Annotated in this window: 20 protein-coding genes; 10 read left to right on the forward strand and 10 right to left on the reverse strand. The window is 73.6% G+C overall.

Translation table 11 applies throughout. The annotated features are described in order from the left end of the window. Nucleotides 1-195 precede the first annotated feature (195 nt). Nucleotides 196-1575: an FAD-dependent oxidoreductase gene (locus ABZV78_RS20760; protein WP_355640832.1), complete on the reverse strand. Its 1380-nt coding sequence runs from the start codon at nt 1573-1575 to the stop codon at nt 196-198. Between the two features lie 40 nt (nt 1576-1615). Continuing rightward, nucleotides 1616-2764 carry a glutamate--cysteine ligase gene (locus ABZV78_RS20765; RefSeq protein ID WP_355640834.1) on the reverse strand — a complete coding sequence of 383 codons (1149 nt, stop codon included), beginning with the start codon at nt 2762-2764 and terminating at the stop codon, nt 1616-1618. 279 nt (nt 2765-3043) lie between these two features. Here ABZV78_RS20765 and ABZV78_RS20770 point away from each other — a divergent pair, with 279 nt between their 5' ends. From ABZV78_RS20770 to ABZV78_RS20785, 4 genes are all read left to right on the forward strand, one after another. After that, nucleotides 3044-3313: a DUF6412 domain-containing protein gene (locus ABZV78_RS20770; RefSeq protein WP_355640868.1), complete on the forward strand. Its 270-nt coding sequence runs from the start codon at nt 3044-3046 to the stop codon at nt 3311-3313. Between the two features lie 96 nt (nt 3314-3409). Continuing rightward, nucleotides 3410-4153, forward strand: coding sequence for a membrane protein insertase YidC (locus ABZV78_RS20775; protein ID WP_355640836.1), 744 nt, complete (start codon nt 3410-3412; stop codon nt 4151-4153). Between the two features lie 78 nt (nt 4154-4231). Next, nucleotides 4232-5656, forward strand: coding sequence for a carbohydrate-binding protein (locus tag ABZV78_RS20780; RefSeq protein WP_355640838.1), 1425 nt, complete (start codon nt 4232-4234; stop codon nt 5654-5656). 134 nt (nt 5657-5790) lie between these two features. Beyond that, nucleotides 5791-7356 carry a cellulose binding domain-containing protein gene (locus ABZV78_RS20785; RefSeq protein WP_355640840.1) on the forward strand — a complete coding sequence of 522 codons (1566 nt, stop codon included), beginning with the start codon at nt 5791-5793 and terminating at the stop codon, nt 7354-7356. Nucleotides 7357-7369: 13 nt separating this feature from the next. Here ABZV78_RS20785 and ABZV78_RS20790 read toward each other — a convergent pair whose 3' ends face one another. Then, nucleotides 7370-8032, reverse strand: coding sequence for a DedA family protein (locus ABZV78_RS20790; protein ID WP_355640842.1), 663 nt, complete (start codon nt 8030-8032; stop codon nt 7370-7372). 93 nt (nt 8033-8125) lie between these two features. Further along, a complete protein-coding gene (locus tag ABZV78_RS20795; RefSeq protein ID WP_355640844.1) occupies nt 8126-8725 on the reverse strand; it encodes a DUF1349 domain-containing protein in 600 nt (199 codons plus the stop codon). Between the two features lie 72 nt (nt 8726-8797). On the opposite strand from ABZV78_RS20795, the gene ABZV78_RS20800 reads away from it, so the two are divergent. After that, nucleotides 8798-10450 carry an alpha-amylase family protein gene (locus ABZV78_RS20800; RefSeq protein WP_355640845.1) on the forward strand — a complete coding sequence of 551 codons (1653 nt, stop codon included), beginning with the start codon at nt 8798-8800 and terminating at the stop codon, nt 10448-10450. A 56-nt stretch (nt 10451-10506) separates the two neighbouring features. Further along, a complete protein-coding gene (gene fabG, locus ABZV78_RS20805) occupies nt 10507-11265 on the forward strand; it encodes a 3-oxoacyl-ACP reductase FabG (protein ID WP_355640847.1) in 759 nt (252 codons plus the stop codon). A 30-nt stretch (nt 11266-11295) separates the two neighbouring features. Here the strand turns inward: fabG and ABZV78_RS20810 are convergent, their stop codons facing one another. Further along, nucleotides 11296-11700, reverse strand: coding sequence for a hypothetical protein (locus ABZV78_RS20810; protein ID WP_091262250.1), 405 nt, complete (start codon nt 11698-11700; stop codon nt 11296-11298). Next, complete coding sequence (locus tag ABZV78_RS20815; RefSeq protein ID WP_355640849.1) at nt 11693-12097, reverse strand: hypothetical protein; 405 nt, start codon at nt 12095-12097, stop codon at nt 11693-11695. The genes ABZV78_RS20810 and ABZV78_RS20815 overlap by 8 nt, the downstream gene beginning before the upstream one ends. Before the next feature lie 163 nt (nt 12098-12260). On the opposite strand from ABZV78_RS20815, the gene ABZV78_RS20820 reads away from it, so the two are divergent. Both ABZV78_RS20820 and erm read left to right on the forward strand, forming a co-directional pair. Next, nucleotides 12261-13157 carry a Gfo/Idh/MocA family oxidoreductase gene (locus ABZV78_RS20820; RefSeq protein ID WP_355640851.1) on the forward strand — a complete coding sequence of 299 codons (897 nt, stop codon included), beginning with the start codon at nt 12261-12263 and terminating at the stop codon, nt 13155-13157. A gap of 327 nt (nt 13158-13484) precedes the next feature. Next, a complete protein-coding gene (erm, locus tag ABZV78_RS20825; RefSeq protein WP_355640853.1) occupies nt 13485-14303 on the forward strand; it encodes an ErmE/ErmH/ErmO/ErmR family 23S rRNA (adenine(2058)-N(6))-methyltransferase in 819 nt (272 codons plus the stop codon). Between the two features lie 5 nt (nt 14304-14308). Here the strand turns inward: erm and ABZV78_RS20830 are convergent, their stop codons facing one another. Continuing rightward, entirely contained in the window at nt 14309-14500 is a 192-nt protein-coding gene (locus ABZV78_RS20830) for a DUF2795 domain-containing protein (RefSeq protein WP_107079291.1), read from the reverse strand. 81 nt (nt 14501-14581) lie between these two features. On the opposite strand from ABZV78_RS20830, the gene ABZV78_RS20835 reads away from it, so the two are divergent. Continuing rightward, nucleotides 14582-15838 carry an erythromycin esterase family protein gene (locus ABZV78_RS20835; RefSeq protein WP_355640855.1) on the forward strand — a complete coding sequence of 419 codons (1257 nt, stop codon included), beginning with the start codon at nt 14582-14584 and terminating at the stop codon, nt 15836-15838. Between the two features lie 20 nt (nt 15839-15858). Here the strand turns inward: ABZV78_RS20835 and ABZV78_RS20840 are convergent, their stop codons facing one another. From ABZV78_RS20840 to ABZV78_RS20850, 3 genes are all read right to left on the reverse strand, one after another. After that, nucleotides 15859-18039, reverse strand: a complete 2181-nt coding sequence (locus tag ABZV78_RS20840) for an MMPL family transporter (protein ID WP_355640856.1) — start codon at nt 18037-18039, stop codon at nt 15859-15861. A gap of 31 nt (nt 18040-18070) precedes the next feature. Further along, a complete protein-coding gene (locus ABZV78_RS20845) occupies nt 18071-18616 on the reverse strand; it encodes a helix-turn-helix domain-containing protein (RefSeq protein WP_355640858.1) in 546 nt (181 codons plus the stop codon). A gap of 81 nt (nt 18617-18697) precedes the next feature. Beyond that, nucleotides 18698-19093, reverse strand: coding sequence for a helix-turn-helix domain-containing protein (locus tag ABZV78_RS20850; RefSeq protein WP_355640860.1), 396 nt, complete (start codon nt 19091-19093; stop codon nt 18698-18700). Between the two features lie 79 nt (nt 19094-19172). Between ABZV78_RS20850 and ABZV78_RS20855 the strand changes: the two genes are divergently transcribed. Continuing rightward, nucleotides 19173-20063 (forward strand): MFS transporter (locus tag ABZV78_RS20855; protein WP_355640862.1); only part of this gene is annotated, 891 nt, incomplete at its 3' end.

The raw sequence follows: 20063 nt of genomic DNA on the forward strand, positions 1-20063 counted from the left end.
ACAGCCCGCACAACGTAACCGCGCCCCCCGACAAAGAACTTCGGGTGCGTCTGTTGTCGCTGGAACGACAACAGACGCACCCACAACGGCTCAGGGGCGCCAGCCGGCCGCGGTGAGTGCAGCGCGGAGTTGCGCCACCACCTCGTCGTCCCCCGGCACTCGCACCGGTCGATCCAACCGAAACCCGACAGGCCGCTAGCGGCCGGCGTGGGTGAGGGCGTCGACGGCCTTGCGTGCGGCGATCAGCACCGGGTCCCAGACCGGGGCGTACGGCGGCGCGTAGCCCAGGTCGAGCGCGGTCATGTCGTCCACCGTCATGTTGTTCCACAGCGCGACGGCCAGCGGATCGATCCGCTTGGCCGCCTCGGACCAGCCGACGATCTGCGCCCCGAGCAGGCGGCCGCTGGGTCGCTCCGCGATCAGCTTCACCGTCATCGGGCGGGCGCCGGGGTAGTAGCCGGCCCGGTTGGTCGACTGGGCCAGCACGGTGACGAACTCGAAGCCGGCCGCCCTGGCGTCCCGCTCGCGCAGGCCGGTCCGCCCCACCTCCAGGTCGCAGACCTTGGTCACCGCCGTGCCGATGACGCCGGGGAAGGTGGCGTACCCGCCGCCGATGTTGATCCCGGCGACCCGGCCCTGCTTGTTGGCGTACGTGCCGAGCGGGATGTGCACGGGCATGCCGCTGACCCGGTGCAGCGACTCCACGCAGTCGCCGGCCGCCCAGACACCGGACACCCCGGGCACCCGCATCCGCCGGTCGACGCGGATCGCCCCGGACGGGCCGACCGGCAGGCCGGCCGCCTCGCCGAGGGCGGTGTTCGGGCGTACGCCCAGGCCCAGCACCACGACGTCGGCCGGGATCGGCCCCTCGTTGGTGACCACGGCGGCGATCCGGCCGTCCCGCTTGTCGAGGCCGGTGACCGTGAGGCCGGTGCGGATGCCGATGCCGGTGCCACGCATCGCCTCGGCCACCAGCTCGCCCATGTCCGGGTCCACGGTGGACATCGGCTGGTCGGCCTGCTCGACCAGGTCGACCGAGAGCCCGTGGTGCAGCATCGCCTCGGCCATCTCCACGCCGATGTAGCCGCCGCCGACCACCACCGCGCGGCGGGGCTTCGGCTCGCGTTCCAGCCAGTTGAGCAGCGCGCTGCCGTCGTCGAGGGTCTGCATGCCGAACACCCCGGCCACCCCGCCGCGCGCCCACTCAGGCTGGATCGGGCTCGCGCCGGTGGCGTACACCAGGGTGTCGAAGCCCGCGCGGACCTCGCCGCCGCCGTCGAGGTCCCGGGCGACCACCTCGCGGCGGTCCAGGTCGATGGCGGTGACCTCGTGCCGCAGCCGGACCTCGATGTCGAACTCGTCGCGGAAGGTGGCCGGGTTCCGGGCGATGAGCTGGTCCCGCTCCGCCACGATCCCGCTGACCCAGAACGGGATGCCGCAGGCCGAGTACGAGGTGAAGTGGCCCCGCTCGAACGCCACGATCTCCAGGTCGGCCAGGTCGCGGCGGCGCCGGGCCTGGGACGCCGCCGCCATTCCGGCGGCGTCCCCGCCGACGACGACCATCCGCTCCGCCACGACGCCCATCCTGTCACGCGCGCCCGGCCGGCGGGGCCGCTCAGCCCCGGGTCTGCCGGGCCACGTCGGCGACCACGTCGACCAGCTCGCCGGTACGCGCGAACACCGCCCGCTGCCGGGCCGCGCCGCTGCCGTGCCGGCGCAGCCCGCCCAGCAGGTCGGTCACCCGGTCGAGGTCGCCGTGCCGCTCCAGCTCCGGGCGGACCCGCTCGACCAGCCCGTCCAGCAGTTCCCAGGCCGGGCGCAGCTCGCCGTCGGTCAGGTCGACGCTCTCGCCCTCCAGCCCGTCGTGGGCCGCCCGCCAGTGCGCGGCGACCAGCAGGTGGTGGTCGGTGTTGATGGCCGGCCGCCCCTCGGCGATCTCCGTCATGGCGGTCGCCACCAGGGCCCGGACCAGGGCGGCGACCAGCACCGCGTCGTCCACCGACGGGCAGACGTCACCGATCCGGATCTCCACGGTCGGGTACTTGGCGGAGAGCCGGGCGTACCAGTAGAGCATCCCCTCGTCGAGCATCACGCCGCTGGCGATGAGCTGGCGGATCAGCCGCTCGTAGTGCTCGTGCGAGTCGAGCCAGGGGGTGGGCGCCACCGAGGGCCAGCGCTCCCACTCGACCGAGCGCCAGCTCGCGTAGCCGGTGTCCGCGCCTTTGGCGAACGGGGAGTTGGCGGTGACCGCGTGCAGGATCGGCAGCCACGGCCGGACGTGGTTGAGCACCTGCACCCCGGTCTCCGCGTCGGGGATGCCGACGTGCACGTGCATGCCGTTGTTGCCCGGGCCCGGCACCAGCAGCCGGAACCGCTCGATCATCCGGTCGAAGCGGGGCTTGTCCACCACCGGCGGCACCGGCCCGTCCACCGGCCCGGTGCCGATGGCCAGCAGCCGGACGCCGGCCCGCTCGGCGGCGTCGGCCAACTCGGCGCGGAGCATCCCCAACGAGTGCCGGATCGAGGAGAGCTCCAGCCCGGGCGGGCTGCCGATCTCGATCTGGCTGGTCTGGAACTCGCGCTCCACCTGGCCCCGCAGCTCGGCCGGCACCTGGTCCATGACCAGGTCGACGGCGGGCACGGCGGCCCCGGTGTGCGGGTCGACGAGCAGGAACTCCTCCTCCACGCCGACTGTCAGCAGGTCCGTGCCGCCCGGTGCGGCGCTCCGTTTCCGCTCCGCCACTGACCCGCTCATCGACACCACCGTCCGCTCCGTACCGGCGCGGCACCGTGCCGCGCGGTCGACGCCCTGTTACCCACCGTGTCGGCCGCGGAAAACGCCCGGGGCGGCGTGTCGCCGGGTACGCGCCGGTTGCCGCACCCCTCCGCGGGACCGCGGAGCGCGGTGGCTACGGGGAATCCGCGCCCAGGAGGAGTGCGGCGCCGTTGGCGGGGTAGCCCGCCCTCGCCCCGGTCGCGACGTCGCGGACGGTGACCGGGCTCAGGGCGTGACATCGGGTTCTAGGGTGGTCGTGTGGCAGGGATGCTGGTGACGGGGACGTGGGCGTACGCCCTCGTCCTGCTCGCGGACCGCCCGGCCGGCCTCCTCGCCGGTGCGGCGGTGGCCGCCGCGCTGCTGCTCGCCACGCTGCTCGCGCTGCGGGTCCGGGCGCTGCCCGCGCCGCCCGGCGGCCCGCGCGCCGTCGCCCTGCGGGCCCGCTCCCGGCGCCGCCGGGTGCCCCGGCAGGTCGACCCGGACGCCCCGGGGCGACCGCGCCCCCGCGCGCCCGGGCTGCGCCCCTCGGCCGCGTAGCCGCACCGCCGCCGCGCGGCCGGTTCCGTCGTCATCCGTCCCGCCGGGACGCGTCGTCCCGTCGGGGCATCCGGAATCGGACCGAGGGGTTTCCCCATGCTCGCCTTCGCACCACTGCACACCGCGGCCTCCGCCGCCGCCTCCGTCGTCACCTGGCTCGCCGGCACGCTCGCCCCGCTGACCGGCGGGGCCGCCACGGCCGCCGCGATCGTCCTGTTCACCATCGGGGTCCGGCTGCTGATCTCGCCGCTCAGCCTGGCCCAGGTCCGCGGGGAGCGGCGCCGCGCGGCGCTCGCCCCCGAGGTCCGCGACCTCCAGCGGCGGTACGCCGACGACCCCGGCCGCCTGCAGAGCGAGTTGTTCGCGCTCTACCGGCGGGCCGGGGCCAGCCCGGTCGCGGGCTGCCTGCCGGCGCTGTTGCAGGCGCCGTTCTTCCTGGTCATGTACCGCCTCTTCGCCACCGGCGACGGGCACCCGCACCTGCTGGACGAGAAGCTCGCCGGCGTGCCCCTGGGGTGGCATCTCGGCGACGGGCTCACCGGCCCGGTGGTGGCGGTCTTCGGGGTGCTGCTGGCCGCGCTGCTCGTGCTGGCCTGGTGGTCGTCCCGGCGGGCGCGCCGGGCGGCCGCGGCCACCGGCACCGTGGCCGGCGCGCCCGCCGAGGGCCCGGGCGCCGCGGTGCTGGGCCGGCTGGTCCCGCTGCTGCCCTTCACCACGGTGCTGGTGGCCCTGGTGGTGCCGCTCGCGGCGGTGCTCTACCTGGTCACGACGACGGCGTGGACCGCGCTGGAGCAGGCGGTGCTGCGCCGCCCCCAGCCGGAAGGCATCGACGCACGTTGACAAGTGCGGGGACGGGCGCGTAGAAAAACGCCTCAGAGAGCGCTCTCTCTCGCCCGTCCCCGCAGAGAGGCATCCCCCATGAACCCTGTCCCGGCGGCCGCGGCCGCCCCGTCCGCCGTGCGCCGATCGCGCCGGCGGCTCTCCCTGGCGGCCGCCGTGCTCGCCACCACCACCGCCCTCGCCACCGTCACCATGTCCGCCCAGGCCGCCGTGCCGCCGCCGCCCAGCGGCTGGAGTCTGGTGTGGAGCGACGACTTCACCGGCGCGGCCGGCACCCTGCCCTCCTCGGCCAACTGGATCATCGACACCGGCACCAGCTACCCGGGGGGCCCGGCCAACTGGGGCACCGGCGAGATCCAGACCTACACCGCCAGCACCGCCAACCTGGCTCAGGACGGCGCCGGCAACCTGCGCATCACCCCGCTCAAGGACGCCGCCGGCCGGTGGACGTCGGCCCGGATCGAGACGGTCCGCGCCAACTTCAAGCCGCCGGCCGGGGGAGTCCTGGCGCTGGAGGGCCGGATCCAGATGCCGAACGTCACCGGCGCCCAGGCCGCCGGCTACTGGCCGGCCTTCTGGGCGCTCGGCTCCCCGTACCGGGGCAACTACCAGAACTGGCCGGGCATCGGCGAGTTCGACGTGATGGAGAACGTCAACGGGATCAACTCGGTCTGGGGAGTGCTGCACTGCGGCGTCGCCCCGGGCGGGCCGTGCAACGAGTTCAACGGCATCGGCGCCTCCCGCGCCTGCCCGGGCAGCACCTGCCAGTCGGCGTTCCACACCTACCGCTTCGAGTGGGACGCCTCGACCAGCCCGCAGCAACTGCGCTGGTACGTCGACGGCCAGCTCTTCCACACCGTCAGCCAGGGCCAGGTCGGCGAGCCGTACTGGGGTCAGATGACCAACCACGGCGGCTACTTCATGCTGCTCAACGTGGCGATGGGCGGTGGCTTCCCGAACGGGGTGGCCGGCTCCGCCACGCCCACCGCCTCGACCGTCTCCGGCCGGCCCATGCTGGTCGACTACGTGGCCGCCTACACCCGCGGTGGCGGCGGCACGCCGTCGCCCACCCCGACCACCCCGCCGCCCGGCGGGGCGGTGGACGCCTACTCGACCATCCAGGCCGAGGCGTTCACCGGGCAGAACGGGGTGCAGGTGGAGGCGTGCGGTGAGGGCGGTCAGGACATCGGCTGGCTGGCCAACGGCGACTGGACCCGCTACGACAACGTGGAGTTCGGCGCCACCCCGCCGAGGGACTTCGTGGCCCGGGTCGCCTCGGGCGCGCCGGCCGGGGTGAGCGGGCTGGTCCAGGTCCGGGTGGACAGCCCCACGAACCCGCCGATCGGCAGCTTCGCGGTCGCCAACACCGGCGGCTGGCAGAGCTGGCGCTCGGTGCCGGGCAACGTCGCCGCGGTCACCGGCCGGCACACCGTCTACCTGACCTTCAGCAGCGGCCAGCCGGCCGACTTCGTCAACGTCAACTGGTTCACCTTCCGCCGCTGAGCGGCCGGGCCGGGGGTCCCCGCGGGGGACCCCCGGTCTGCCTCTGGACAGAAACAGTTAACAGTCTTAATAATGAGCGCACGTCGACGGTCGTAAATGCCCACCCTCCACCACAACGGTCCCTGGAGGACGCCGTGAGACTCCGCTCCACCCGCGTGGCGACGTTCGCCGCCGCGCTCGCCGCCGCCCTGGTCGCGGGCACCCTGCTGGCCGCGTCGCCCGCCTCCGCCGCCACCGCCGCCTTCGTCCGCACCTCCACCTGGAGCACCGGGTACGAGGCCAAGTTCACCGTCACCAACAACAGCTCAGCCAGCATCTCCTCGTGGAACGTCCAGTTCGACCTGCCCGCCGGCAGCACCCTAGGCTCGTTCTGGGACGCCCGGCTGACCACCTCCGGCCAGCACGTCACCACGGTGAACCAGTCCTGGAACGGCACCCTCGCCCCGGGCGCCAGCACCAGCTTCGGCTTCATCGTCAGCGGCACCGGCGACCCGACGAACTGCACGGTCAACGGCGGCTCGTGCAGCGGCGGGGGAGGCGGCAACCCGGGCGCCCCGGCCACCCCGGCCGGCCTCCGGGTCACCGGCACCACCAACACCTCGGTCTCGCTGGCCTGGAACGCCGTCTCCGGCACGGTGACCGGTTACCGGGTCTACGAGGGCGGCAGCGTGAAGGCCACCGTCACCGGCGCCTCGGCCACCGTCTCCGGCCTGGCGGCCTGCACCGGGCACAGCTACACGGTGGCCGCCTACAACGCCAGCGGGGAGTCGGCGAAGTCGGCGGCGGTGTCGGCCACCACCACGGGCTGCACCGGCGGGGGCGGCGGCGCCATGGCTGCCGCGCCCTACCTCTACCCGGGCTGGGGCGACCCGCCCGCGCCGTCGACCGTGATGGGCGCGACCGGGATCAAGTGGTTCACCATGGCGTTCGTGCTCTCCGGCGGCGGCTGCACCCCGGCCTGGGACGGCAGCGGCCCGCTCACCGGCGGCACGCACGCCAGCACCATCGCCGCGATCAAGGCGGCCGGCGGTGACGTCATCCCGTCGTTCGGCGGCTGGAGCGGCAACAAGCTCGGCCCGAACTGCTCCTCGGCCGGCGCGCTGGCCGGCGCCTACCAGCAGGTCATCAACGCCTACAACCTGAAGGCGATCGACATCGACATCGAGAACAGCGACGAGTTCGAGAACGAGGTGGTGCAGGACCGGATCCTGGACGCCCTGAAGATCGTCAAGCAGAACAACCCGGGGATCAGGACGATCGTCACCTTCGGCACCTCGACCACCGGGCCGAACTACTACGGCACCCGGCTGATCAACCAGGCCGCCGCGAAGGGCGCCAACATCGACGTCTTCACCATCATGCCGTTCGACTTCGGCGGCGGCGCGAACATGTACCAGAGCACGGTCAACGCCGCCGAGGGCCTGAAGAACGCGCTGAAGACGGCCTTCGGCTGGTCCGACGCCACCGCCTACGCCCACATGGGCCTCTCCGGCATGAACGGCCTCTCCGACCAGCAGGAGCTGACCTCCCCGGCCACCTGGACGCAGATCCGGGACTGGGCCAAGGCCCGCGGGCTGGCCCGGTTCGCCTTCTGGTCGGTCAACCGGGACCGGCCGTGCCCGGGCGGCGGGGTGGTCTCCAACTGCTCCGGCATCGCCCAGAACACCTGGGAGTTCACCACCATCACCGCGGGATTCTGATCCCGCGCCGCGGTCAGCGCCCGGCGGTCACCGACTGCCGGGCGCGCCGCCGGCGCACCTTCTTGACCACCCAACTGACGATCATCACGGCGAAGACCGCGAAGATCGCGTAGTTGAACCACTGGCTGTACCGGTCGACCTGTTGCCAGCGCGAGCCCAGGGCGTAACCGGCCCCGACGATCAGCGTGTTCCACACCCCGCTGCCCAGCGTGGTGAGCAGGATGAACTCGCCCAGCGGCATGCGGTTCGCGCCGGCCGGCACGGAGACCAGGCTGCGGACCACCGGCACCACCCGGCCGATCAGCACCGCCCACCGGCCGTGCCGCTCGAACCAGCGGTCGGCCTTCTCCAGGTCCTCCCGGTCCACCAGCGGGACGTGGTCCAGCCAGCGCTTTAGCCGCTCCTCGCCGAGCGCCGCGCCGAGCCAGTAGAGCACCAGCGCGCCGAGCAGCGAGCCGGCCGTCGCGGCCAGCACGATCAGCACCACGTTGAACCGGCCCTCGGCGGCGAGGTAACCCGCCATGGCCAGCACGACCTCGCTCGGGATCGGCGGGACGATGCTCTCCAGGGCGACCAGCAGGGCCACCCCGACCGCGCCGAACGAGTCGATCACGCTCGCCACCCAGCCGGTCAGCCCGGTGAACTGGTTCGGGTCGACGTTCTGGGCGAGTGCCATGGGCGTCCTTCCGCACGGTGCCGGGGATCCGTAAGCGGTACCCCGGCCGGCGCCCGTCACACCTGCCGGTGACCCGCCCCACGGACCGTGGGATCAGCCCTCCGGGTGCAGCGCGGCGTCCGCCGGCCCGCGCCGCCAGCCGGTGAAGCGGACCACCAGGCCGCCGCGACTCGGCGAGCAGCAGTACGGCCCGGCCGCCGCCTCGGCCTCCGGGTCCAGCGGGGCCACCCGGACCAGCCGCCACGGCTCGGCGTCCACCCGCGCGCGGACGGTCAGCGCGTCCCCGGCCCGGCTGACCCGGACCGTCACGTCCCGCCCCGACCAGTCCGGCACCGGGGCCACCGACCAGTCCGACCGCTCGTCGGTGACCACCGCGCCGACCTGCGGCTGCCCGTCGCTGACCTCCACGCCGGCCTTGGTCCACCGCCGCTCGTCGACCCGGACCAGCACCCCGGCCTGGTCGAACTGGGCGGCGTAGTCGAGCCGGAAGCTCACCTCCACGGCACTGTCCACGGGGAACGGGGCGAGCAGCGCGGAACCGTCGTCGTGCACGAAGCCGTAGCTGGTCCGCCGCCAGAAGTCGCTGCCCCCGCGCGGCTCGACCAGCAGCCCGTCGTCCGCGGAGTCGGCCCGCGCCGGCGGGTTCAGCCAGGTGCCGGCGGACCAGTCGAGGGCGTGGTTGTCGGCGCTCATGCCGGCACCGTACCGGCCGGATGCGCCGGTCGCGGGTTTGCCGCGGTCGGCAACCGGAGAAGTAAACCGGGCATGGGTGACAGGTGGTATCAGGAGGCGGTGGTCTACTGCCTCGACGTCGACACGTTCGCCGACTCCGACGGCGACGGCGTGGGTGACTTCCGCGGCCTGATCGGCCGGCTCGACTATCTCGCCCGGCTCGGGGTGACGTGCCTCTGGCTGCACCCGATCCACCCGTCGCCGAACCGGGACGACGGCTACGACGCCACCGACTTCTACAACGTCAGCCCGAAGCTGGGCACCCTCGGCGACTTCGCCGAACTGCTGCACCAGGCACGGAACCGGGGCATCCGGGTGATCATCGACCTGGTGGTCAACCACACCTCGGACGAACACCCGTGGTTCCAGTCCGCCCGCTCCTCGCCCGACTCGCCCTACCGCAACTGGTACGTGTGGAGCGACGAGGCGCCGCCGGACCGGCACCAGGGCATGGTGTTCCCGGGCGAGCAGAACGAGACCTGGAGCTACGACCGCACCGCGAAGTCCTGGTACTACCACCGCTTCTACAAGTTCCAGCCGGACCTGAACGTCGCCAACCCCGAGGTCCGCGCCGAGATCAAGAAGATCATGTCGTTCTGGCTCCAGCTCGGCGTCTCCGGCTTCCGGATGGACGCGGTGCCGTTCATCATCGAGCTGACCGAGCCGGGCAACTCGAACTCGCCCAAGGACCTGGACTTCCTCACCGAGCTGCGCCAGCACGTGCAGTGGCGGCGGGGCGACGCGGTCCTGCTGGCCGAGGCGAACGTCGAGCCGGACCAGTTGCCGGTCTACTTCGGTGACAGCGGCGGCTCGGCCAACCGGATCCACATGCTCTTCGACTTCATGATGAACGGGCGGCTCATGCTGGCCCTGGCCCGGCAGGACCCGGAGCCGGTGATCGAGGCGCTGCGGGACACGCCGGCCCTGCCCGATGGTGGGCAGTGGGCCACCTTCCTGCGCAACCACGACGAGATCGACCTGTCCCGGCTCACCGCCGAGCAGCGCAACCAGGTGTACGAGCAGTTCGGCCCGGACGAGGACATGCGCCTCTACGGCCGGGGCATCCGCCGCCGGCTGGCCTCGATGCTCGGCAACGACCGCCGCCGCATCGAGCTGGCGTACGCGCTCCAGTTCTCGTTGCGCGGCACGCCGGTGCTGCGCTACGGCGAGGAGATCGGGATGGGCGAGGACCTGTCGCTGCCCGGCCGGGAGGCGATCCGCACCCCGATGCAGTGGTCGTACAAGGAGAACGGCGGATTCTCCACGGCCGACCCGGAGAAGCTGGTCCGCCCCGTCATCGACAAGGGCGAGTACGGCTACCAGAAGGTCAACGTGACCGCCCAGCGGAAGGACCCGAGGTCGCTGCTGGGCTGGTTCGAGCGGATGATCCGCACGCTCCGCGAGGCCCCGGAGATCGGTTCGGGGAGCACCAGCCACATCGACGTGCCGATGCCGCCCGGGGTGCTGGCGCACCGGGCCGACGGGCCGACCGGGACGATGGTCTTCCTGCACAACCTCGGCACCGAGGACGCCGAGGTCGACCTCAGCGTCCTCGCCCCCGAGGCCGACCTGCCGATCGACGTGCTCACCGACCGCAACTACGAGGACGTCGGCAAGCTCGACCGGTTGAAGCTGACCGGCTACGGCTACCGGTGGATCCGGATCTGCCGGGGCACCAGCTTCTGAGCGCGGGCGCGGGCGTTAAGCTCCTTCGATCGAGCCCAAGTTACCGGGAGGTAATCATGTCGGAGGAGCCCCGCGTCGCCATCGTGACCGGAGCCGCGCGCGGCATCGGCGCGGCGACCGCCCGACGGCTGGCCGCCGACGGCATGGCCGTCGCCGTGGTCGACATCGAGGAGTCGGCGACCAAGGAGACCGTGGACGCCATCGCGGCCGCGGGCGGGCGGGCGCTCGGCGTCGGCGCCGACGTCTCCGACCGGGCCCAGGTTTCGGCCGCCGTGGAGCGGGTCGCCGCCGAGCTGGGCGCGCCGACCGTGCTGGTCAACAACGCCGGCGTGCTCCGCGACAACCTGCTGTTCAAGATGTCCGACGCCGACTGGGACACCGTCATGGGCGTGCACCTGCGCGGCGCGTTCCTGTTCAGCCAGGCCGCCCAGAAGCACATGGTCGAGCGGAAGTGGGGCCGGATCGTCAACCTCTCCAGCACCTCGGCGCTGGGCAACCGGGGCCAGGCGAACTACTCGGCCGCCAAGGCCGGCCTGCAGGGCTTCACCAAGACCCTCGCCATCGAGCTGGGCCCGTTCGGGGTGACCGTCAACGCGGTCGCGCCGGGCTTCATCGTCACCGACATGACCGCCGCCACCGCGGCCCGGATGAAGGTCGACTTCGAGGCGCTCCAGCAGCACGCCGCCGCGGAGATCCCGGTGCGCCGCACCGGCCGCCCGGAGGACGTCGCGCACACCATCTCGTTCCTGGCCAGCGAGGGCGCGTCCTTCGTCTCCGGCCAGGTCATCTACGTCGCCGGCGGCCCCAAGGACTGACCGGGGCCGTCCCGCCCGGCACGATCCCCCTCAGGCGGGGTCGTGCCGGGTGCGCCAGAGCCAGAACAGGCCGAGCACCGGCAGCACCAGCGGGATGTAGCCGTAGCCGCTGCCGAAGCCGGACCAGACCGTCTCGTCCGGGAACAGCTCCCTGTCGGCCAGGCTGAGGATGCCGACGCCGACCACCCCGACCAGCTCCACCGAACAGCAGGCCAGCGCGACCCGGCGACCGGTGTGCCCGGCCCGGGCCAGCCCCACCGCCGCCACGATGTAGATCAGCGCGGCCAGGGCGGAGAGCAGGTACGCCACCGGCGCCTCGTCGAACTTCGTGGCGATCTGGAGCCCGGCCCGCGAGGTCGCCGCGATGGCGAAGAGGATGTAGACCGCGATCAGCAACCGGCCCGGCCCCCGGTTCGTCGCCCGCTGCTCAGCCACCGACGACCTCCCAGGTCTGCTGCAACCGGACCACCACCACCGGGGTGACGAGGCAGACGGCGCAGACGATCGCCGAGCCCCACCGGGTCGGCTCCATCCGGGCCAGCACCCAGGCCAGCGGCGGCAGGCAGACCAGCGTCACCAGGTAGCCGAAGAACGCACCCGGCTCGCCCGGCCGTTCGCCGCCGCCGAGCGCGACCAGCGCCACCACGGTGAGCGCCAGCAGGGCCACCTCCAGCACGGCCAGGCCGACGAACTGGAGCCGGTCCGGCGCCCGGTGGCGTACCGCCGCCACCAGGGCCCATACCGCAATCAGGAGCGACAGCACGATCGAGGCCGTCGCGAGAATCCCGTCCACCGGCGAGCCGGCCGCCGCGGCGCTGGTCATCGACGCCATCCCGGCGCAGTACCGTTCACCGGCACAGCCTACTAATCGTCGTAGTAGCCACCTTCGCCCGGCTCTCCCACGGGGTCGCGGCGCGCCGGCCGGGCCGGGCGACTAGCGTGGATCACGGCCACCGGCGTACGCCGTGGCGGAGGACGACAGCAGGGGGTCCGTGGTGCGGTTCGGCTTGTTCGGCACCGGTCACTGGGCGGCGGAGACGCACGCCGCGGCCATCGACGCGCACCCGCGGGCCGAGCTGGCCGGGGTCTGGGGGCGTGACCCGGCGAAGGCCGCCACGCTGGCCGCCCGGCACGGCGTGCCGGTCTTCGAGGACGTGGACGAGCTGCTGGCCGCCTGCGACGCGATCGCCGTGGCGCTGCCGCCGGACGTGCAGGCCGAGATCGCCGTCCGGGCCGCCGCCGCGGGGCGGCACCTGCTGCTGGACAAGCCGCTGGCGCTGAGCCTCGCCGAGGCCGACCGGGTGGTCGCCGCCGCGCAGGCGTCCGGGGTGGCGTCGGTGGTCTTCTTCACCCAGCGGTACCACCCGAACGTCACCGGTTTCCTCGCCTCGACGGCGGCGGTCGGCGGCTGGCAGCACGCCCGGGCGACCATGTTCGCCTCGATCTTCCAGCCGGGAAACCCGTACGGGAGCTCGCAGTGGCGGCGCGACCGGGGCGCGCTCTGGGACATCGGCCCGCACGCGCTGTCGCTGATCCTGCCGGTGCTCGGCCGGGTCACCCGGGTCGCCGTCATGGACGGGCCGAGCGGTCTGGTGCACCTGCTGCTCACCCACGACGGTGGTGCCACCAGCACGCTCTCGCTCACCCTCGACGCGCCGCCGGAGGCGGTCACCCGGGACTTCGTCTTCTTCGGCGAGAACGGCACCGAGACCGTCCCGCCCGGCGACGGCAGCGTGCTCCAGGCGTTCGGCACGGCCATCGACCAGCTGCTGGAGGAGGTCGACGCGGGCACCCGTGACCACCGCTGCGACGTCCGGTTCGGCCGGGAGGTGGTGGCCGTGCTCGACGCCGCCGAGACCGCGCGCAGCCAGCGGCGCACCGTCGACCTCTGAGGAATTCCGTCGCGGGCCGGCCGGGCCGCCGCTAGCCTGGCCGGCATGTGCACGCATGCCCTGATCGACGTGGCCGCGACGCCGGCCGCGCGGGGGCTCCTCCTGGTCGCCCGCCCGTGGCTCCGGCGTCCGGCCCTGGCCGGCCGGTACGCCCACCGCGCCTGACCTGACCGTCCGCACCGCCGGCCCACGCCCGGGCCCGGCGGCTCGGTGCCGCGTACCCACCGATGTCCAGGGTCGTCCGAGTCCCGATCCGCTCGGACAGGCCCGGCTTCCTCCTGCGCCTGTCCGTTCCCGTCGCCCTCCGGCGACAGACAGGACGAACCCGTGGCGCCCCGCCGACTCCCTACCACCGCGCGCGACCGGTCCCGTCGCGTACTGTCCCAGAACTTCCTCGCCGACCCGGCCGCCGTCGCGCGGATGGTGCGGGCGGCCCGCCCCGGCCCGGACGACCTGCTGCTGGAGGTGGGCGCCGGGCGCGGCCGGCTGACCCGGCCGCTCGCCGCCCGGTGCGACCGGCTGGTCGCGTACGAGGTCGACCCCGCGGTGCTGCCGGAGCTGACCGCGGCCTGCGCGGACCTGCCGCAGGTCCGGGTCCGGGCGGCCGACTTCCTGGCCGCCGTCCCGCCCGACGAGCCGTTCGCGGTGGTCGGCAACATCCCGTGGTCGCTCACCGCCCCCGTGGTCCGCTGGTGCCTCGCCGCGCCCGGCCTGCGCTCAGCCACCCTGCTCACGCAGCTCGACTACGCCCGCAAGCGCACCGGCGACCACGGCCGGTGGAGCCGGCTCACCGTGCTCACCTGGCCCGAGCACCACTGGCGGCTGGCCGGCCGGGTGCGCCGGGACGCGTTCCGCCCGGTGCCCGCCGCCGACGGCGGCATCCTCCGGCTGGACCGCCGCCCGGAGCCGCTGCTGGCCCCGGCGGCGCTGCCCGCGTATCGCCGGATGGTGGAGCGGGGCTTCGGCGGGGTCGGCGGGTCGCTGGCCGCCTCGCTGCGCGCCGGGTACCCGCGCCGGCGCCTCGACGGGGCACTGCGGGCCGCCCGGCTCGCCCCGGACACGCCGGTCGGGCTGGTCTGGCCAGAGCAGTGGCTGGTGCTGTTCCGGCTGCTGCACGCCGGTAACCCCGGGACGGCCGGGCGGTAACCGGGTCAGACCAGGGTGTTGAGCGCCTCGCCCAGCTCGGCGGGGGTGTTGAACTCCTCCGCCGGCAGCGCCTTGAGCATCTGCAACATCTCGGTGCTCGCGCCGTTCTCCTGGCCCCAGCGGACCAGGTCCGCACGGGAGACCGGGTAGTCGAGCCCGGCCAGGAACTCCTGCAACTGCACCCCGGTGACGGTCATGCCGGCGGGCTACCCGCTGTGCCGGGCGCCATGCCCGCCGGCGTGGCCGTTTGCCCGGACGGGTCCCGGGTAGCCGCTGGCATGCTGGTACAGCGGCTCGGCGCGCCGAGCGACTTCGACCCGCTGCTGGAACGCGTCCGGGACACGCGGATCGTCATGATCGGCGAGGCGACGCACGGCAGCTACGACTACTACCGGCTGCGCGAGCAACTGACCCGGCGGCTCATCGCCGAACAGGGCTTCGACTTCGTCGCGGTGGAGGGGGACTGGCCGGACTGCGACCGGGTGAACTGCTCGGTGGTGGGCGCCCCCGGCGGGCTGGCCGATCCGCAGACCGCGCTGGAACGCTTCGAGCGCTGGCCGACCTGGATGTGGGCCAACGCCGAGGTGGCCCGGTTCTGCCGCTGGCTGCGGGCGTGGAACCTGGAGCGCCCCGAGGGGGAGCGGGCGGGCTTCCACGGACTGGACGTCTACAGCCTCTGGGAGTCGATGCAGGCCATCTTCGACTACCTGGGCGAGGAGGACCCGGCCTCGCTGGAGGCGGCGCAGGAGGCGTACCGCTGCTTTGAGCCGTACGGGAAACGGGTCGAGGACTACGGGATGGCCAGCCGCTTCGTCTCGGCCCGGTGCGAGGAGGAGGTGGTCCGGCTGCTGGCGCGTACCCGGGAACAGGCCGCCGCGGACGGCTCGGACCGCTTCTCGGCCTGGCAGAACGCGGAGGTGGTGGCCGGGGCCGAACGCTACTACCGGGCCATGGTGGGCGGTGGCCCGGAGTCCTGGAACATCCGCGACATCCACATGGCCGACACTCTGGACCGGCTGCTCGACCGCTACGGCCCGCAGGCGCGCGGGATCGTCTGGGCGCACAACACCCACGTCGGCGACGCCCGCGCCACCGACATGGCGGGGGAGGGGATGGTGAACATCGGCCAGCTCGGCCGGGAACGGCACGGCCGGGACGCGGTGGCGCTGGTCGGCTTCGGCAGCTACCGGGGGACGGTGGTGGCCGCGCCGCGCTGGGGCTCGCCGGCCGAGGCCATGGTGGTGCCGCCGGCCCGGGAGGGCTCGGTGGAGCGGCGGCTGCACGAGCTGATGCCGGAACGGGCGGTGCTGGTCTTCGGCGGCGAGGACCAGCCGGAGTGGGTGACCGGATCGGCCGACCACCGGGCCATCGGGGTGGTCTACGACCCGAGCTTCGAGTCCTGGGGCAACTACGTGCCGACCCGGCTGGGCGAGCGCTACGACGCGTTCATCTGGTGCGACGAGGCGACCGCGCTGCACCCGCTGCCGGCGCTGCCCACCCCGGGCGAGATGGAGACCTACCCGGCCGGCGTCTGACCGGCCGGGCAGATCACCGGTCACACCTGGGCGGGCTCGCGCTCGGCGAGGTGGGCGCGCAGGCCCTCGCCCTCGACGTCCACGTTGGGCAGCACCTTGCCGAGCCAGCGCGGGAGCCACCAGGCGGCGTTGTCGAGCAGCGACATCACCGCCGGCACGATGGTCATCCGGACCACGAACGCGTCGATGGCGACACCGATCGCGAGCGCGAAGCCCATCGACTTGATGACCGGGTCCTCCAGGAAGACGAAGCCGCCGAACACCGAGATCATGATCAGCGCGGCGGCGGTGACCACCCGGGCGCCGTGCCCCATGCCGTTGATGGTGGCCTGCCGGGCGGTGTCGCCGTGCACGAAGTCCTCGCGCATCCGGGAGACCAGGAAGACCTCGTAGTCCATGGCCAGGCCGAACAGGATGCCGATGAGCAGGATCGGCAGGAAGCTGACCAGCGGGCCCGGGGTGTCCAGCCCGACCAGGTCGGCCAGGTGGCCCTGCTGGAAGACCGCGACCGTGATGCCGAAGGTGGCCGCCACGGTGAGCAGGAAGCCCAGCGCCGCCTTGACCGGCACCAGGATCGATCGGAACACCAGCATGAGCAGCAGCACCGACAGGCCCACCACGAGCAGCAGGTAGACCGGGAGCGCGTCGGAGAGCTTCTCCGACACGTCGATGCCGATCGCGGTGACGCCGGTCAGCAGCACGTCGGCGTTCTGGATGCCGCCGACCTGCGCGCGGATGTCGTGCACCAGCGTCTCGGTGGCCGCGTCGGTCGGGCCGGTCCTGGGGATCACCCCGAGCAGCGCGGTACGGCCGGTCTGGTCGAGCTGCGGCGGGGCCACCGCCAGCACGCCGTCGGTCTTCTGGATCAGGGCGGTGACCTGCGGCAGGGCGGCCTGGGTGGCCTGCGGCGAGTCGGCGGTGACGACCACCGCGAGCCGGCCCGTGAAGCCCGGACCGAAGCCCTCCCGGATCAGGTCGTTGCTGACCCGGGCCGGGGTGCCCTCGGCGGCGGTGGCGGCGTCCGGCAGCGCCAGCCGCATGTCCTGGGCGGGAACGGCGAGCAGGCCGAGGCCGAGCAGGCCGACCAGGATGACCGGGATGCGCAGCCGGGTCACCCAGTGCGCCCAGCGGAACCCGAACCCGGACCGGTCCTCCGAGCCGGTGGCCGGGGATGCCACCGCGTCCCGCCCGCGCAGCTTGCGGGGGAGCGCCTTGCGGCCGGCGAAGCCGAGCAGGGCCGGGGCCAGCGTGATGGCCACCAGCACGGCCACGGTGACGGTGCCGGCGGCGGCCAGGCCCATCACGGTGAGGAACGGGATGCCCACCACGGCCAGGCCGGCGAGCGCGACCACCACGGTGGCGCCGGCGAAGACCACGGCGGAGCCGGCGGTGCCGACCGCCCGGCCGACCGCCTCCTCCGGAGAGAGGCCGTCGAGCAGGTTCTGCCGGTGCCGCGAGGTGATGAAGAGCGAGTAGTCGATGCCGACCGCGAGGCCGAGCATCAGGGCCAGGATCGGCGCCGTGCTGGTCAGCTCGACCGCGCCGCTGAGCGCGTACAGGCCGGCCATGCCGACGCCGACGCCGATCAGCGCGTTCAGCATGGTCATCCCGGCCGCGACGAGCGAGCCGAAGGTGACGATCAGGACGATCGCCGCGATCAGCACGCCGAGCGCCTCGGTGGAGCCGACCTCCGGCTCGGCGTTCAGCACCTCACCGCCGGGGGCGATCTGCCAGCCCTGCGCCTCGGCCTGCGCGCCGACCTTCTCGTACGCCTCGCGCTGGGCGTCGGTCACGTCGTCGGCCCGGCCCTGGAACTGCACCTGGATCAGCGCGTACCGGCCGTCCGGGGTGAGCGCCTGCGCCTGGTACGGGTCGACCGCGCCGACCACCCCGGGCAGCGTGGCCGCCTCCTGGGTGACCTGCTTGACCAGGGCCTGCCCGGCCGGCGTGGTGAGCTGGCCGGCCTGGGGCGCCTTGACCGCGATGGTGCCGGTGGCCCCGCTGGCCGCCGGGAACCGGTCGGCGAGCAGGTCGAGTGCCTTCTGGGACTCGGTGCCCGGCATGGTGAAGTTGCTCGCCGTCGGGCCCTTCAGGGTGGCCGCGGCGAGGCCGAGGCCGACGAGTACGACGAGCCACACGACGGCGACGAGCCGCCGGCGGCGCAACGATGCCCGGCCGAGCCGGTAGAGCAGGGTCGCCATGGGTTTCCTTGTCCTCGGGTCGGAACGGGGATCAGCTGACGGGTTCGAGGGCCCGGCGGACCACGGCCAGCAGGGCGGGCCGCAGTTCGTCGTCGGGGATGTCGATGAACTCGGCGCAGGTCTCGGCGATGCCGGCGAGCACCACCAGCGCGGCGATCCGCGCGGAGGGCCGGTCGGAGTGGCCGGCGAACGCCTCGACGAGCCGTTCGGAGATCTGCTGGATGTGCGCGAAAGCGGGCTGCTGGAGCAGGTCGGGGAACTCGCCCCGGAGCAGCGCGATCTCCCGCCGGAAGCGCACCGCCAGGTCGACGAAGCCCTCGCCGGCGATCTCCTGCGCGGCCGCGCCGGTGGTGCCGGCGAGCCGGGCGTCGAGTGCCTCCAGCACCGCGATGGCGGGTGCCATCAGCTCGCTGAGCAGGGCTTCCTTGTTGGCGAAGTGGTAGAGCACGGTCGCCTTCGAGCAGCCCACCGCGCGGGCGATGTCCTGGAGGGAGGTGCCCTTGTAGCCGGTGACGGCGAAGCGTCGCGCCGCCGCCGCGAGGATCTCGCCGTGGGTCTCCGGTACCGCTCGTGCCATGCCCTCCAGGATGCCTGACCGATCGGTCAGCACCTGACCGATCGGTCAGACGGATTTGCGTGGCCTTCGCCACAGTGGCGCTCAGCCGACCGGCGCCCCGTGCTCCCGGTCGTACGCCGCCCGCGCCGCGCTGATCCCCTCGCGGTGCCGTTCCGCCCAGCGGGTCAGCGCCACCAGCGACTCGTAGAGCTCCTGGGCCATCGGGGTGGCGGTGTACTCGACCCGGGGCGGCACGGTGGGGTGGACGTGCCGGTCCAGCAGGCCGTCCCGCTCCAGGTTGCGCAGGGTCAGCGTGAGCATCCGGCGGCTGATCCCCTCGACCTGCCGCTCCAGCTCGGTGAAGCGGATCGGGCCCTGGGACGCGGCGATCAGGATGCCGATGCTCCACTTGCCGCCGACCCGGTCCAGCGCCTCCCGCACGGTGCAGGCCCGCGCCTGGTCGGCCTGGATGGACACACACCTGTTCCCCTGGGACATCAAAGTGCCTCCTTCCGCTCCGCCTCATGGTCACAGACGATGGCCTCAGTAACAAACCGTGCACCAAGGAGGCATTCCGATGGCGGGGACCAACCGCTGGCCCGCGCTGCTCGTGCTCTGCGCCGGCAGCCTGATGATCATCCTGGACGGCAGCATCGTCGCCGTGGCGCTGCCCGCCGTCCAGGCCGACCTCGGCTTCCCGGCCGCCGGACTGGCCTCGGTGGTGAACGCCTACCTGGTCGCCTTCGGCGGGCTGCTCCTGCTGGCCGGGCGGCTCGGCGACCTGCTCGGCCGGCGGCAGGTCTTCCTGGTCGGCGTCATCCTGTTCACCCTCGCCTCGCTGCTCTGCGCGGTCGCCGCCGGGCCGGGAACCCTGGTCGCCGCCCGGTTCGCGCAGGGCGTCGGAGGCGCGCTCACCACCGCGGTCAGTCTCGGCATGATCGTCCGGATCTTCCCCGAGCCGGCCGAGCGGGCCCGGGCCATCGCCGTGTTCAGCTTCACCGGCGCCGCAGGCGCCTCGCTCGGCATGCTGGCCGGGGGCGTCCTCACCGACCTGGCCGGCTGGCGGTCGATCTTCCTCATCAACCTGCCGATCGGCGTGGCGATCGTGGCCGGCGCCGTACGGCAGATCGAGCCGGACCGCGGCGCCGGGCTGCGGGCCGGGTTGGACCTGCTCGGCGCGGTGCTGGCGACGGCCGGGCTGATGGCCGCCGTGCTGGCCATCGTCGGTGCCGGCCAGCACGGCTGGACCTCGCCGCGCACCCTCGGCGCGGGTGCGCTCGCCGCGGCGCTGCTCGCCGGCTTCGCCGCCCGGCAGCGGCGCGCCGCCACCCCGCTGCTGCCGCCCCGGGTGCTGCGCGCGCCCGGCCTGGTCGCCGCCAACGTCACCCAGTTCCTCATGGTGGCCGCCTACTTCGGCTTCCAGTTCCTGCTCGCCCTGCACCTGCAACTCGTCCTCGGGCTGGACCCG

The sequence above is a fragment of the Micromonospora sp. NPDC004540 genome (genome assembly GCF_040610095.1).
Lineage (GTDB): Bacteria > Actinomycetota > Actinomycetes > Mycobacteriales > Micromonosporaceae > Micromonospora.